Here is a 14048-nt window from a genome sequence, read left to right as displayed (position 1 = left end):
GCGCGCATGATAGCCGAGTTCGGAACCTTGGTTCTGTCCATAGAGTCCAGTAATTAGCCAGCTACTGAAAACAGCGCTAGTTTGAACGCTCTGTTCGTCCCGTCAGGTCCGTAGCCGTGCGGACCATAAGGAGTCATGTAATGTCATCCCTTGATAGCCTGAGAACCCTTAAAACTTTAGAAATCGACGACAAGACCTACCACTATTTCAGCCTGCCCGAGGCCGCCAAGAGCCTGGGTGACCTGGATAAGCTGCCGATGTCCCTCAAGGTGCTGCTGGAGAACCTGCTGCGCTGGGAAGACAACAAGACCGTCACCGGCGCCGACCTCAAGGCGATTGCCGCCTGGCTCAAAGAGCGCCAGTCCGACCGCGAGATCCAGTACCGCCCCGCCCGTGTGCTGATGCAGGACTTTACCGGCGTACCCGCCGTGGTCGACCTGGCCGCCATGCGCGCCGCCGTGGCCAAGGCCGGGGGCGACCCGCAGCGCATCAACCCGCTCTCCCCCGTGGACTTGGTGATCGACCACTCGGTGATGGTCGACAAATTCGGCAACGCCGACGCCTTCGAGCAGAACGTCGACATCGAAATGCAGCGCAACGGCGAACGCTACGCCTTCCTGCGCTGGGGCCAGAGTGCCTTCGACAACTTCAGCGTGGTACCGCCGGGCACCGGCATCTGCCATCAGGTCAACCTTGAATACCTGGGCCGCACCGTGTGGACCAAGGACGAGGACGGCCGCACCTACGCGTTCCCCGACACCCTGGTCGGCACCGACTCCCACACCACCATGATCAATGGCCTCGGCGTACTCGGCTGGGGCGTGGGCGGGATCGAAGCGGAAGCGGCGATGCTCGGCCAACCGGTGTCGATGCTGATCCCGGAAGTGATCGGCTTCAAGCTCACCGGCAAACTCAAGGAAGGCATTACCGCCACCGACCTGGTGCTGACCGTCACCCAAATGCTGCGCAAGAAAGGCGTGGTGGGCAAGTTCGTCGAGTTCTACGGCGACGGCCTGGCCGACCTGCCCCTGGCGGACCGCGCGACCATCGCCAACATGGCCCCGGAATACGGCGCCACCTGCGGCTTTTTCCCGGTGGATGAGGTGACACTGGACTACCTGCGCCTCTCCGGTCGTCCGGCCGCAACCGTGAAGCTGGTCGAGGCCTACACCAAGGCCCAGGGCCTGTGGCGCAACGCTGGCCAGGAACCGGTGTTCACCGACAGCCTGGCCCTCGACATGGGCAGCGTCGAAGCCAGCCTCGCTGGGCCAAAACGCCCACAGGACCGCGTGTCCCTGCCCAACGTCGGCCAGGCGTTCAGCGACTTCCTCGACCTGCAATTCAAGCCGACCAACAAGGAAGAAGGCCGCCTGGAAAGTGAAGGCGGCGGCGGTGTGGCCGTGGGCAACGCCGACCTGGTGGGTGAAACCGACTATGAATACGAAGGCCAGACCTATCGCCTGAAAAACGGCGCCGTGGTGATCGCCGCCATCACCTCCTGCACCAACACGTCCAACCCCAGCGTGATGATGGCCGCCGGGTTGGTAGCGAAAAAGGCCGTGGAGAAAGGCCTCACGCGCAAACCCTGGGTGAAAACCTCCCTGGCGCCCGGCTCCAAAGTGGTCACCGACTACTACAAGGCGGCGGGCCTCACCGAGTATCTGGATAAACTTGGCTTCGACCTCGTGGGTTATGGCTGCACCACCTGCATCGGCAACTCCGGGCCGCTGCCTGAACCAATCGAAAAAGCCATCCAGAAGGCCGACCTCGCCGTGGCCTCGGTGCTGTCCGGCAACCGCAACTTCGAAGGCCGCGTGCACCCACTGGTGAAAACCAACTGGCTGGCCTCACCGCCGCTGGTGGTGGCCTACGCCTTGGCGGGGACCGTACGCATCGACATCAGCAGCGAACCGCTGGGTAACGATCAACAGGGTAATCCGGTGTATTTGAAGGACATCTGGCCGAGCAGCCAGGAGATCGCTGACGCCGTAGCGCAAGTCAGCACCGGCATGTTCCACAAGGAATACGCCGAAGTGTTCGCCGGCGACGCACAGTGGCAAGCGATCGAGGTACCGCAGGCCGCGACCTACGTGTGGCAGAAAGACTCGACCTACATCCAGCACCCGCCGTTCTTCGATGACATTGCCGGGCCTCTGCCGGTGATCAAAGACGTCAAGGGCGCCAACGTACTGGCGCTGCTGGGCGACTCGGTGACTACCGACCACATCTCCCCCGCCGGCAATATCAAGGCCGACAGCCCTGCCGGTCACTACCTGCGCGAGCAAGGCGTGGAGCCGCGTGACTTCAACTCCTACGGCTCACGCCGCGGCAACCATGAAGTGATGATGCGCGGCACCTTCGCCAACATCCGCATCCGCAATGAAATGCTCGGCGGCGAGGAAGGCGGCAATACGCTGTACATCCCCACCGGCGAGAAAATGCCGATCTACGATGCGGCCATGAAGTACCAGGCCTCCGGCACTCCGCTGGTGGTGATCGCCGGCCAGGAGTACGGCACCGGCTCCAGCCGCGACTGGGCCGCCAAGGGCACCAACCTGCTGGGGGTCAAGGCGGTGATCGCCGAGAGTTTCGAGCGGATTCACCGTTCCAACCTGGTGGGCATGGGCGTGCTGCCGCTGCAGTTCAAGCTGGATCAGAACCGCAAGGCGCTCAAGCTTACGGGCAAGGAGAAGGTCGATATTCTCGGGCTCACGGACGCGGAGATCGTGCCGCGGATGAACCTGACACTGGTGATTACCCGCGAGGATGGCAGCCGCGAGAAGGTCGAGGTGCTGTGCCGGATCGATACCTTGAATGAAGTGGAATACTTCAAGTCGGGGGGGATTTTGCACTATGTGCTGCGGCAGTTGATTGGCTCCTAAAGGAGAGCTTTAAGTTACAAGCTTCAAGCTGCAAGTGAGGTGTCAACTTGTAGCTTGTAGCTTGAAACCTGCAGCTGTTTTCATCCAAACAACCACTTCCACAACAGCACCAGCACCACCACCGCCAGCACCGGCCGCGCAATGCGGTAAGCCTTGGGATGCTTGCGCTTCCACTGCTTGACCACGCCGCTGAACTTGTCGCTGAAGGTCTTGCTCCAGGCATACGCCTGGTTGATGCCGCCGACGCGTTCGTCATCCAGGTTCTGTGGCGCGGTGGCGCGACCCAGTTGCTTGCTGACCCAGCGATTGACGCGGGTCATCAGAGGATTGCTCAGCGGGCGTTCGATGTCGCAGAACAGGATCACGCGGGTCTGTTCGGTTTCGTTCTTCACCCAGTGCACGTAGGTTTCATCGAACATCACATCGTCGCCGTCACGCCAGGCGTATTCCTGACCATCGACAAAGATGCGGCAAGCGTCGGAGTTCGGCGTGGACAAGCCCAGGTGATAACGCAGGGAACCGGCAAACGGGTCACGGTGCGGGTTGAGGTGGCTGCCGCCCGGCAACAGCGCGAACATCGCGCCCTTGACGTTGGGGATGCTGCTCACCAAGGCCACGGTTTTCGGGCACAGCGCCTCGGCCGATGGCAGGGGTTTGTCGTACCACTTGAGGTAGAAACGCTTCCAGCCCTTCTTGAAGAACGAACCGAAACCGGCATCGTTGTTCTTTTCGGCGGCGCGGATGTAACCCTCGTCGAACAGGTGCATGGCCTCTTCGCGGATCACTTCCCAGTTGTCCTTGAGCACGTCCAGTTCCGGAAACTTGCTGCGGTCCAGGTACGGCTTGGACGGCACGGCCGAAAACAGGTACATCAAGGCGTTATAGGGGGCGAACAGCGCCGAATGGTTGACGAACTGGCGCAACATCGGCAAACGGGCCTTGCCGCGCAAGTGCACATACAGCGTGCTGCCGATAAACAGCAACAGCACCGACAGTTTGGCGGCCAAAGAAAAGGTCATGCAGCAACTCCTGGAAATAAGCGCCTGGCCAACAGCCTCCCGGCGATGGGAGACCAGACGTAACAGCCGGCCATGATAAACATTTGGGCCATTATGCAGAAGGCCCAGGCTGACCGGCTGACATAAATCAAGCCTGGTTTTCTTGCTCGGTAAACAAATCGCTGAAGAGCATGCTCGACAGGTAGCGCTCACCGGAGTCCGGCAGGATCACCACAATGGTCTTGCCCTGCATTTCCGGCTTTTCGGCCAGGCGCACGGCCACGGCCATGGCGGCACCGCAGGAGATACCGCACAGGATCCCCTCTTCCTGCATCAGGCGCAGGGCCATGGCCTTGGATTCCTCGTCGGTCACCAGTTCCACGCGGTCGACCATCGACAGGTCAAGATTTTTCGGCACGAACCCGGCGCCAATGCCCTGGATCTTGTGGGGGCTGGGCTTGATCTCTGCACCGGCCAGGGCCTGGGTGATCACCGGCGACACCATTGGCTCGACGGCCACCGACAGGATCGGCTTGCCCGCCGTGTTCTTGATATAGCGCGACACACCGGTGATGGTGCCCCCGGTGCCCACGCCTGCGACCAGCACGTCCACGGCGCCATCGGTGTCGTTCCAGATTTCCGGGCCGGTGGTTTTTTCGTGGATGGCAGGGTTGGCCGGGTTTTCGAACTGGGCCGGCATAAAGTAGGTGGCCGGGTCACTGGCAACGATTTCGCCGGCCTTGTCGATGGCCCCCTTCATGCCCTTGGCCGGCTCGGTCAGGACCAATTCGGCGCCGAGGGCCTTGAGCACCTTGCGGCGTTCGATGCTCATGGACGCCGGCATGGTCAGCAGCAACTTGTAGCCACGGGCGGCGGCCACAAAGGCCAGGCCGATGCCGGTATTGCCGGAAGTCGGTTCCACGATGGTCATGCCCGGCTTGAGTTTGCCGGTGCCTTCGGCGTCCCAGATCATGTTTGCGCCAATGCGGCACTTCACCGAATAACCTGGGTTACGCCCTTCGATCTTGGCCAGGATGGTCACGCCACGCGGTGCGATACGGTTGATCTGAACCAGGGGCGTGTTACCGATGGAGTGCGCGTTGTCTGCAAAAATGCGGCTCATGGCGGGTCCTATTGGGCGGTTTTCAGGAAGGTTCCAAGGGTATGCCTCGTGTTGCAAAGCGTCCAGTCAGAGGAACGTTGCGCGTGTCCCGGCAGTCCATCTCCTACCTGCAAGGAGAACTGCCCCATGAAACGTCGCTACAGCTGGCCACTATGGACCGTTGCCGGATTGCTGGTGGTCCTGGTCGCCGTGAGCATCGCGCTGCCCTATCTGGTGCGCAACTACCTGAATGACAAGCTCGCCGACATGGGCGATTACCGTGGCCAGGTGACCGACGTGGACCTCGCGCTGTGGCGTGGCGCGTACCGGATCAACGGCCTTGAGATCATCAAGGTCGACGGCAAGGTGCCCGTCCCGTTCGTCAAGGCGCAGCTGATCGACCTGGCAGTGAGCTGGCATTCTCTTTGGTACGACCACGCGGTGGTGGCCAAAGTGCTGTTTATCAACCCCGAAGTGAACTTCGTCGACGGCGGCGCCAACAAGCAAGCCTCCCAGACCGGTAAGGGCACCGATTGGCGCGAGCAGTTGAGTAAGTTGGCCCCCATCACCCTCGATGAAGTGCGCATCGAAAACGGCAAGATCGCCTTCCACAACTTCAGCTCCAAGCCCGTGGTGAAGATCGACGCGACCGACGTCAACGCCAGCTTCTACAACCTGACCAATGTGGTCGACGTCAAAGGCCGACGCGACGCGCGCTTCGACGGCAAGGCCCTGCTGCAAGGCCAGGCTCCGCTGGAAGCCACCGCCACCTTCGACCCGCTGAGCAATTTCGAGAACTTCGAGTTTCGCTTTCGCGCCAGGGACTTGCAGCTCAAGCGCATGAATGATTTCGCCTCGGCCTATGGCAAGTTCGACTTCAAGGCCGGCACCGGGGATGTGGTAATCGAAGCCCAGGCGGAAAAAGGCCAATTGACCGGCTACATCAAGCCGCTGCTGCGCGATGTGGAAGTCTTCGACTGGCAGCAGGACGTCGAGAACAAGGACAAGAACATCTTTCGCTCAATCTGGGAGGCAGTGGTGGGCGCCAGCGAGACCGTGCTGAAAAACCAGGCGAAGAACCAGTTCGCCACCCGCGTGGAACTCAGTGGCAGCGTGCATCAACAAGATGTCAGCGCGTTCTCCGCTTTTTTGGCGATTTTACGCAATGGTTTTATCCAGGCGTTCAATGCACGGTATGAACAGCCCAAGCCCAGCGCAGATTAAAATGTGGGAGGGGGCTTGCTCCCGATGGCAATGTTTCAGCCAACAGATTCATTGGCTGATCCGCCGTCATCGGGAGCAAGCCCCCTCCCACATTGGTCATTCAGAGACTGAATAACCCGTCTGCGTTCACAGTCGCCGGGGGCTCGCGGTATAGTCGGGCATTGATGAATTCGAGGAATGACCGATGAAGTTCGAAGGCACCCAGGCCTACGTTGCCACCGATGACCTGAAACTGGCCGTCAACGCTGCCATCACCCTGGAGCGTCCGCTGCTGGTCAAGGGTGAGCCCGGCACCGGCAAGACCATGCTCGCCGAGCAACTGGCCGAGTCCTTCGGCGCCAAGCTGATCACCTGGCACATCAAGTCCACCACCAAGGCCCATCAGGGCCTGTACGAGTACGACGCGGTCAGCCGCCTGCGCGACTCGCAGCTGGGCGTAGACAAAGTGCACGACGTGCGCAACTACCTGAAGAAGGGCAAGCTCTGGGAAGCGTTCGAGTCCGAGGAGCGGGTGATCCTGCTGATCGATGAAATCGACAAGGCCGACATCGAGTTCCCCAACGACCTGCTGCAAGAACTCGACAAGATGGAGTTCTACGTCTACGAAATCGACGAGACCATCAAAGCCAAGAAGCGCCCGATCATCATCATTACCTCCAACAACGAAAAAGAGCTGCCGGACGCGTTCCTGCGCCGCTGCTTCTTCCACTACATCGCCTTCCCCGACCGCACCACCCTGCAAAAAATCGTCGACGTGCACTACCCGGACATCAAGAAAGACTTGGTCAGCGAAGCGCTGGACGTGTTCTTCGACGTGCGCAAAGTGCCGGGCCTGAAGAAAAAACCATCCACCTCCGAACTGGTCGACTGGCTCAAGCTGCTGATGGCCGACAATATCGGCGAAGCGGTGCTGCGCGAGCGCGACCCCACCAAGGCCATCCCGCCCCTGGCCGGTGCCTTGGTCAAGAACGAGCAAGACGTGCAGCTGCTGGAACGTCTGGCATTCATGAGCCGTCGCGGTAATCGCTAATGTTGCTCAACCTGCTCAATGAAATGCGGGCCGCCAAGGTACCGGTGTCGGTGCGCGAGCTGCTCGACCTGATCAACGCGCTGAAACAGCGCGTGACCTTCGCCGACATGGACGAGTTTTACTACTTGGCCCGGGCGATCCTGGTCAAGGACGAGCGGCATTTCGACAAATTCGATCGCGCCTTCAGCGCCTATTTCAACGGTTTGGAAAAACTCGACGACCACCTGCAGGCGCTGATCCCCGAAGACTGGCTGCGCAAGGAGTTCGAACGCTCGCTGAGCGATGAAGAACGCGCGCAGATCCAGTCCCTTGGAGGCCTGGACAAGCTGATCGAGGAATTCAAAAAGCGCCTGGAAGAACAGAAGGAACGTCATGCCGGCGGCAATAAATGGATCGGCACCGGCGGCACCAGCCCGTTCGGCTCCGGTGGCTATAACCCGGAAGGCATTCGCGTCGGCGACGCCGGCAAACGCCAGGGCAAGGCGGTAAAAGTCTGGGACCAGCGCGAGTACAAGAACCTCGACGACCAGGTGGAACTGGGCACGCGCAATATCAAGATCGCCCTGCGCCGCCTGCGCAAGTTCGCACGCCAGGGTGCGGCCGAAGAGCTGGACATCGATGGCACCATCGACCACACCGCCCGCGATGCAGGGCTGCTGAATATCCAGATGCGCCCGGAACGGCGCAACACCATCAAGCTGCTGTTGCTGTTCGATATCGGCGGTTCGATGGACGCCCACGTGAAGATCTGCGAAGAGCTGTTCTCGGCATGCAAGACCGAGTTCAAGCACCTGGAGTACTTCTACTTCCACAACTTCGTGTACGAGTCGGTGTGGAAGAACAACCAGCGCCGCACCTCGGAGCGCACCTCCACCCAGGACCTGCTGCACAAGTACGGTGCCGATTACAAAGTGATCTTTATCGGCGATGCGTCGATGGCACCGTATGAAATCACCCAGGCCGGCGGCAGCGTCGAGCATTGGAATGAAGAGCCGGGGTATGTGTGGATGCAGCGCTTCATGGCCAAGTACAAGAAGCTGATCTGGATTAACCCGTATCCCAAGGATACGTGGGGTTATACGGCATCGACGGGGATTGTGCGGGAGTTGGTGGAGGATCAGATGTACCCGCTGACCCTGCGCGGGCTTGAGGAAGGGATGCGCTTCCTCTCCAAATAAACGCCGATCCCCATACTGCAGGAGATCTCATGTGGGAGGGGCGGTGCGACGATTCGACTTGCTCCCGATGGCGGTGGTTCAGTCACTGATGTGTTGACTGACACACTGCTATCGGGAGCAAGCCCCCTCTCACATTTTAAATTGCGGTGTTATGTAAATCGGCGCACATACTCGACATGCTGCCGATGCGCCGTCTCCTGCACCACCGGCGCCAACCTCACCTTTTCTCCCGGTAAACACTGCGCCAGCCGGGCCAACGCCAACGGCGTCAATGCCCCCAGACGCGGATACCCGCCAATGGTCTGCCGATCATTGAGCAACACAATCGGCTGCCCATCCGGCGGCACCTGGATGCCACCCAACGGAATCCCTTCGGAAATCAGCGACGGCCCCTGGTACTGCAACGGCGTACCGAGTAAGCGCATGCCCATGCGGTCGGCGCGGCTGTCCAGGGCCCAGTCGGTGTTGAAGGCATCGAACAGGCTCTGGCCGCTGAACAGACCAATTTGGGCACCGACAATCACCTCCAGCGGCGCCTTGGTTGGCAACGCTTGCGCGCTCAGCACTTTCATCGCTCCGCCGGTACCGGAATAAGCCAAGCGCCCGCCTTCGGCCAAGGCCTTGCCGAAACCGTCCGGCCCGCCCAGTTCCTCGCGTACCACCGTGGCGCAACTGCCCAGCACTGGCGGTGCATCAAACCCGCCGGGCGCCGCCAGGTAAGCCCGCGCGCCGCTGAACGGCTGGGTAAAGCGCAGGCGCTGGCCCTTTTGCAGGATAAAACTGCGCCCAGGGCTGATGGCGCGCTCGTCGATATACGCGCCCAGATCCGCACCGGCCAAGGCCAGCAGGCAATACTCTTCGGCCTGCACGGTGAAGCCGCCGAGGGTGATTTCCACCACCGGCGCATCCAGCGCATTGTCCAGCAGCCAATTGGCCCAGGACATCGACACCCAATCCAGCGCACCGCCCTGGGTCACGCCCAGGTGGCGCACGCCAAAACGGCCGGCGTCCTGCAACAGGCACAGCGGCGTGCTGGCCTCGATGATCAAGCGGCTCATGCCTGCGCCTCCAACGGCGTATCATCGCCACCCAGATTGATAAATTCGGCGTGGCTGACTGACTCAAAGCGCACCGTGTCGCCAGGCTGCATCAGGCTGTAGCCGTCGCGCTCGCGGTCAAACAGCTTGGCCGGCGTGCGGCCAATGAGGTTCCAGCCACCAGGGGACACCACCGGGTAGGCGGCGGTTTGCCGCTCGGCGATGCCCACGCTGCCGGCCGCCACGCGTTTGCGTGGGGTGCTCAGGCGCGGTGTGGCGAGGATTTCATCCACCAGCCCCATAAAGGCAAAACCGGGGGCGAAGCCGAGGGCGAATACCTGGTATTCGTGGGCGCTGTGGCGGCGGATCACCTCGTCGACGGCCAGGCCACTGCGTTGGGCGAGCAACGTCAGTTCAGGGCCGACACTCAGGTCGTACCACACCGGCAGCACATGGCACTGACCGCTGCCCCGGGCCTGGGGTTGCAGGTCGGTCAGCGCCTGATCAATCAAACCCCGTGCCTGCGCCGGGCTTAACGCAGTGAGGTCGTAATGCACCATCAAGGTGGTGTAGGACGGCACCAGATCCACCAAGGCTGCACCAAAACAACTGCGCAAACGCTGGGTGGCAGCGAGCATCCACGGCATATTGGCTTCGGCGATTACCTCAAACAGACGCACCATCAGGCAGTCGATGGCCACCACTTCAATCCGTGGCTTCATGCTGGCTTCAATGCCTCGCGGATACGCTTTACGGCGGCGACCGAGCTGGCATTGTCGCCATGCACGCACAAGGTGTTGGCGCGCAATAGCAACGGGCTGCCATCGCTGGCGGTCAGGGGTTCGCCACGGGAAAGGGTCAAGGACTGCTGGACGATGACCTCTGGATCATGGTGCACGGCGCCCGGCAACTGGCGCGAAACCAGATGGCCGTTGGGGTCGTAGGCACGGTCGGCGAAAGCCTCGAACCACAGGATCACCCCGTATTCGTCGCCCAATGCCTGGGCCGCGCTGTTGTCGCGGGTCGCCAGCAGCATCAGCGGCAGGTCGCCATACGCGGCCACGGCCTCGATCACCGCACGCAGTTGCGCCGGGTTGGCCATCATGTCGTTGTACATCGCGCCGTGGGGTTTGACGTAACTGACACGCCCGCCCTGGGCACGACAGATGCCATCCAGCGCGCCGATCTGGTAATGCAGCAGGTCCTGGATTTCCTGGGGGGTGTAGACCATGGAGCGGCGACCGAAGCCTTGCAGGTCCTGGTACGCCGGGTGTGCGCCTACCTGTACACCGTGCTTGAGGGCCAGGCTGACGGTCTTGCGCATGATGCTCGGATCGCCGGCATGAAAGCCGCAGGCCACGTTGGCGCAATCGATAAACGGCATGACCTCGGCATCCAGACCCATGGTCCAGTTGCCAAAGCTCTCGCCGATGTCGCAATTCAATAGCAGACGGCTCACGGTGGTTGCTCCTGTAGGCTTTGTTTTTTTGTAGTGTGGGATTTTTTACGCAGAACTCGCAACTTGTCCTGACACCCCAACGGCGCTTATCGTGGAATGGCTCGATTTTTGGCGTTTGCCCGGTGCGGCGTCCAACTAATAAAAACCGATCCATGCATAAGAAAAAGTTGATCCCATGAATTTGAAGTTCCTCGAAACCTTCGTCTGGGTGGCCAAGCTCAAGAGCTTCCGCCTGACCGCCGAGAAGCTGTTCACCACCCAGGCCTCGATTTCCAGCCGCATCGCCGTGCTGGAAAGCGAGCTGGGGGTGAAGCTGTTTCTGCGTGATTCACGGGGCGTGAGCCTGACCCCGGAAGGCCTGAAGGTGCTCGATTATGCCGAGCAAATGATGGTGACCATGCAGGGCCTGAAGCAGTCCCTGGAGACCACCAGCAGCAAGGTCGGGCGCATCCGTATCGGCGCGATGGACACGGTGATCCACACCTGGCTCAGCCCGTTGGTGGCGGAACTGATGGACCACTTCCCGTTGGTGGAAATCGAATTGGTCGCCGATACCGCGCTTAACCTCAGCGATCAACTGCAAAAAGGCTTCCTCGACCTGATCCTGCAAACCGACCTGCTGCGCCTGGAAACCGTGCGCAGCCTGGAGCTGGCCAGCCACCCCATGGCCTGGATCGTCGCCAGCCAGTCGATCTACAACCGCGACTACGCCTCCCTCGCCGAACTGGCCCAGGAGCGCATCATCACCTACTCGAAGAACTCCCACCCGCACCAGGACGTCATCAGCCTGATGCAAGCCAACGGCGTGGCCGCGCCACGGATGAACTGTGTGAACTCGGTGTCGGCGATTACCCGGTTATTGCGCGATGGTTTTGGCATTGGCGCACTGCCACCGGTGCTGGTCAGCGAAGAACTGGCGCGTGGCGAATTGGTGATGTTGCCGATGGCGCAGAAACTACCGAACCTGCAGGTGGTGGTGTCGTGGCGCGTGGGAGTGGAGTTGGTGGAGGAAATTGTGGGGTTGTGCCAGAAGGTCGTTGCCCGCTATGCCGAGGAAGTCGGCGAAGAGCGGATGCTGCTGGCCCCCTGACGAAACTCGATTAAAACTGTGGGAGGGGCGGTGCGACGATTCGACTTGCTCCCGATAGCGGTGGATCAGTCACCAGATGTAGCGACTGTTACTCTGCTATCGGGAGCAAGCCCCCTCCCACATTGGATTTGTGCCGGTCTTTAGAGACCTTTCAGGTCCCGCTCCTCAATCGGCCGGCTCTGGCGCAGGCGCCTGCCGCCCAGCACCACCCAATCGATCAGGCGGAACAAACACTCCAGGCCGAACGACAGCAGCATCGCCCCGCCCAGGCCCCAGCCCATGGCTTCGGGGGTCAGCAGGATCTGGTAGCTGTAACCGTTCCAGGTCTCCAGGCGAATATCCGGGTCGGCGGCCACCGCCACTTGCAGGGCGCGGATGTACCACGGGCCTTGCATGGCCTGGAATTGCTTGTCCAACGCCACCTGGCGGTCAAGCATCGCGCCCAGGCTGTTGGCGTCGCTCTGGAACACCGGGTCATCGCTGGCGCGGTAATGCGCCACCAAGGCCTTCAAGTCACCGTTGAAGAACTGCCGCGCAGTGGTTTCAAACCCGCTCAGGCCGGTCTGGGCCTCGATCAGGTGGGCTTCGACGCGCTTGGCGTAGTCGTTGATAAACCCCGGCACTTGCACGCCAACCAACAGGCCAATGGCAAACAGCACCAACCGCAGATAACTGAGCAACATAGTCGATATCCTTACTCGGTAACGCCCTGGCTGACGCATTCACCGCGTCGCCACAGGCTCCATTGGCCCGGTTCGTAGCGGGTCCAGTTTTCGTTGTCGGTCAACGGTTCGGTGGCGATCACCGTCACCACGTCGTTAGGCGTGGTTTCAGCCTGAAAATCGACGATCACGTCGACATCTTTCAGGCGCGCGGGGCCAAACGGTGCCCGCCGGGTGATCTGCGCCAATTTGGTCGAGCAGTAGCAAAACAGCCAATCGCCATCACTGAGCAGGCAGTTGAACACGCCTTTGCTGCGGTATTCGGCACAGGCGGCGATCAGGTCCGGCAGCATCTGTTCGATGTCCACCGGCTCGGGGAAGGCTTCGCGCACGCGGTTGAGCAAATCGCAAAAGGCCGCTTCGCTGTCGGTATCGCCGACCGGGCGGTAGAAGGTGGCGCGGGGGGTGAAGTCCGCCAGTTGGCCGTTGTGGGCGAAACACCAGTTGCGGCCCCACAGTTCGCGCACGAACGGGTGGGTGTTGGCCAGGCTCACCTTGCCGACGTTGGCCTGGCGGATATGCCCGATCACCACTTCGCTTTTGATCGGGTAACGCTGCACCAGCAGGGCGACTTCCGACTCGCTGCTCGCGGCCGGGTCCTGGAACAGGCGCAGGCCACGGCCTTCGTAGAAAGCGATGCCCCAACCGTCGCGGTGGGGGCCGGTGCGCCCACCGCGCTGCATCAGCCCGGTGAAGCTGAACACGATATCGGTGGGGACGTTGGCACTCATGCCCAATAATTCACACATGCCAGGGCTCTCGCTGCAGGGCGGACAACGTTAAAGGCGCGGTTCGACCCGCATACCGCTCACCGGTGCAGGACGGCGGAAAGGCTCGTCGTCTTCGTCCTCAGGCTCGGCGGCCAAGGCGGCATCGGTGGCGGCCTTGCGCTCACGGCGGGCGTTGGCGGCGCGCTCGATGGGCCAGCGGATCAGCACAAACACGATATACACGCCAAAGGCAATCATGGTGTACATGAACAAATCGGAAATGGCCCGCCAGGCGTTATTGCCGACCTTGAGCACCAGGTCCAGGGCGGTAATGGCCACGGCTGGCGCGAACTGAGTCTTGACCGGGTCGACGATGGTCGGGCTCAACAACAGCACCGCCATCAGCAATTGCAGCGGCTCGCGCAGCCAGCGCCAGATCCAGCGGGTCATGCGCCACCACACCAACAGGCAGCCCAAAGCGGCGAAGGCGTAAAGGCCCCAAGCGGTCAGATAGTCGTTCTCGGTCATGGTGTCCATGGCAAGGTAGGCAAACAGGCGGCTATGATAACGGCTTTTGCGTGTCGCGGCTGCAATGCCTGCCACCTTCCGCCAGACA

The 14048-nt window shown here is 61.2% G+C and carries 13 protein-coding genes; 5 read left to right on the top strand and 8 right to left on the bottom strand.

Features of this window, described 5'->3' with window-relative positions:
- Nucleotides 1-140: 140 nt before the first annotated feature.
- On the top strand, nt 141-2882 hold the full coding sequence (acnA, locus tag AB1462_RS21630) for an aconitate hydratase AcnA (protein ID WP_259193611.1): 2742 nt from the start codon (nt 141-143) through the stop codon (nt 2880-2882).
- 80 nt (nt 2883-2962) lie between these two features.
- On the opposite strand, the gene AB1462_RS21625 is transcribed toward acnA, so the two are convergent.
- Nucleotides 2963-3901: an aspartyl/asparaginyl beta-hydroxylase domain-containing protein gene (locus AB1462_RS21625; RefSeq protein WP_259193612.1), complete on the bottom strand. Its 939-nt coding sequence runs from the start codon at nt 3899-3901 to the stop codon at nt 2963-2965.
- A 127-nt stretch (nt 3902-4028) separates the two neighbouring features.
- Nucleotides 4029-5003, bottom strand: coding sequence for a cysteine synthase A (gene cysK / locus AB1462_RS21620; RefSeq protein WP_027604255.1), 975 nt, complete (start codon nt 5001-5003; stop codon nt 4029-4031).
- Between the two features lie 126 nt (nt 5004-5129).
- On the opposite strand from cysK, the gene AB1462_RS21615 reads away from it, so the two are divergent.
- The 3 genes from AB1462_RS21615 to AB1462_RS21605 all read left to right on the top strand — a co-directional run bounded on the left by AB1462_RS21615 (nt 5130) and on the right by AB1462_RS21605 (nt 8414).
- A complete protein-coding gene (locus AB1462_RS21615; protein WP_367247897.1) occupies nt 5130-6206 on the top strand; it encodes a DUF748 domain-containing protein in 1077 nt (358 codons plus the stop codon).
- A 184-nt stretch (nt 6207-6390) separates the two neighbouring features.
- The gene (locus AB1462_RS21610) at nt 6391-7236 is read left to right on the top strand and encodes a MoxR family ATPase (protein ID WP_003210690.1); all 846 of its coding nucleotides are present in this window, start codon (nt 6391-6393) and stop codon (nt 7234-7236) included.
- Nucleotides 7236-8414 carry a VWA domain-containing protein gene (locus AB1462_RS21605; protein ID WP_367247896.1) on the top strand — a complete coding sequence of 393 codons (1179 nt, stop codon included), beginning with the start codon at nt 7236-7238 and terminating at the stop codon, nt 8412-8414. Before AB1462_RS21610 ends, AB1462_RS21605 begins: the two co-directional genes overlap by 1 nt.
- A gap of 149 nt (nt 8415-8563) precedes the next feature.
- Here the strand turns inward: AB1462_RS21605 and AB1462_RS21600 are convergent, their stop codons facing one another.
- The 3 genes from AB1462_RS21600 to AB1462_RS21590 are packed head-to-tail and all read right to left on the bottom strand — an operon-like array spanning nt 8564 to nt 10910.
- Nucleotides 8564-9472: a biotin-dependent carboxyltransferase family protein gene (locus AB1462_RS21600; protein WP_259193614.1), complete on the bottom strand. Its 909-nt coding sequence runs from the start codon at nt 9470-9472 to the stop codon at nt 8564-8566.
- Complete coding sequence (gene pxpB, locus AB1462_RS21595; protein WP_090407811.1) at nt 9469-10173, bottom strand: 5-oxoprolinase subunit PxpB; 705 nt, start codon at nt 10171-10173, stop codon at nt 9469-9471. The genes AB1462_RS21600 and pxpB overlap by 4 nt, the downstream gene beginning before the upstream one ends.
- Nucleotides 10170-10910, bottom strand: a complete 741-nt coding sequence (locus tag AB1462_RS21590) for a 5-oxoprolinase subunit PxpA (RefSeq protein WP_259193615.1) — start codon at nt 10908-10910, stop codon at nt 10170-10172. The genes pxpB and AB1462_RS21590 overlap by 4 nt, the downstream gene beginning before the upstream one ends.
- A 175-nt stretch (nt 10911-11085) precedes the next feature.
- Between AB1462_RS21590 and AB1462_RS21585 the strand changes: the two genes are divergently transcribed.
- Nucleotides 11086-12000: a LysR family transcriptional regulator gene (locus AB1462_RS21585; protein WP_367247895.1), complete on the top strand. Its 915-nt coding sequence runs from the start codon at nt 11086-11088 to the stop codon at nt 11998-12000.
- 140 nt (nt 12001-12140) lie between these two features.
- Here AB1462_RS21585 and AB1462_RS21580 read toward each other — a convergent pair whose 3' ends face one another.
- From AB1462_RS21580 to AB1462_RS21570, 3 genes are read right to left on the bottom strand one after another with little or no spacing between them, the layout of a single operon-like run.
- Nucleotides 12141-12683 (bottom strand): DUF2937 family protein, encoded by a 543-nt coding sequence (locus tag AB1462_RS21580; protein WP_090407818.1) that lies wholly within the window; start codon nt 12681-12683, stop codon nt 12141-12143.
- Nucleotides 12684-12694: 11 nt separating this feature from the next.
- Entirely contained in the window at nt 12695-13471 is a 777-nt protein-coding gene (locus AB1462_RS21575) for a class II glutamine amidotransferase (protein WP_053136626.1), read from the bottom strand.
- A 30-nt stretch (nt 13472-13501) separates the two neighbouring features.
- On the bottom strand, nt 13502-14035 hold the full coding sequence (locus AB1462_RS21570; RefSeq protein WP_090407821.1) for an MFS transporter: 534 nt from the start codon (nt 14033-14035) through the stop codon (nt 13502-13504).
- Nucleotides 14036-14048: the final 13 nt, after the last annotated feature.

The sequence above is a fragment of the Pseudomonas sp. SB113 genome, from assembly GCF_040754745.1.
Lineage (GTDB): Bacteria > Pseudomonadota > Gammaproteobacteria > Pseudomonadales > Pseudomonadaceae > Aquipseudomonas > Aquipseudomonas grimontii.
The sequence above is the reverse complement of the archived record's forward strand: the minus strand, read 5'-3'. Positions and strand labels throughout refer to the sequence as shown.

Coding starts and splice junctions, on each gene's coding strand:
- acnA (WP_259193611.1), top strand. CDS start 141: ATGTCATCCCTTGATAGCCTGAGAACCCTTAAAACTTTAGAAATCGAC.
- AB1462_RS21625 (WP_259193612.1), bottom strand. CDS start 3,901: ATGACCTTTTCTTTGGCCGCCAAACTGTCGGTGCTGTTGCTGTTTATC.
- cysK (WP_027604255.1), bottom strand. CDS start 5,003: ATGAGCCGCATTTTTGCAGACAACGCGCACTCCATCGGTAACACGCCC.
- AB1462_RS21615 (WP_367247897.1), top strand. CDS start 5,130: ATGAAACGTCGCTACAGCTGGCCACTATGGACCGTTGCCGGATTGCTG.
- AB1462_RS21610 (WP_003210690.1), top strand. CDS start 6,391: ATGAAGTTCGAAGGCACCCAGGCCTACGTTGCCACCGATGACCTGAAA.
- AB1462_RS21605 (WP_367247896.1), top strand. CDS start 7,236: ATGTTGCTCAACCTGCTCAATGAAATGCGGGCCGCCAAGGTACCGGTG.
- AB1462_RS21600 (WP_259193614.1), bottom strand. CDS start 9,472: ATGAGCCGCTTGATCATCGAGGCCAGCACGCCGCTGTGCCTGTTGCAG.
- pxpB (WP_090407811.1), bottom strand. CDS start 10,173: ATGAAGCCACGGATTGAAGTGGTGGCCATCGACTGCCTGATGGTGCGT.
- AB1462_RS21585 (WP_367247895.1), top strand. CDS start 11,086: ATGAATTTGAAGTTCCTCGAAACCTTCGTCTGGGTGGCCAAGCTCAAG.
- AB1462_RS21580 (WP_090407818.1), bottom strand. CDS start 12,683: ATGTTGCTCAGTTATCTGCGGTTGGTGCTGTTTGCCATTGGCCTGTTG.
- AB1462_RS21575 (WP_053136626.1), bottom strand. CDS start 13,471: ATGTGTGAATTATTGGGCATGAGTGCCAACGTCCCCACCGATATCGTG.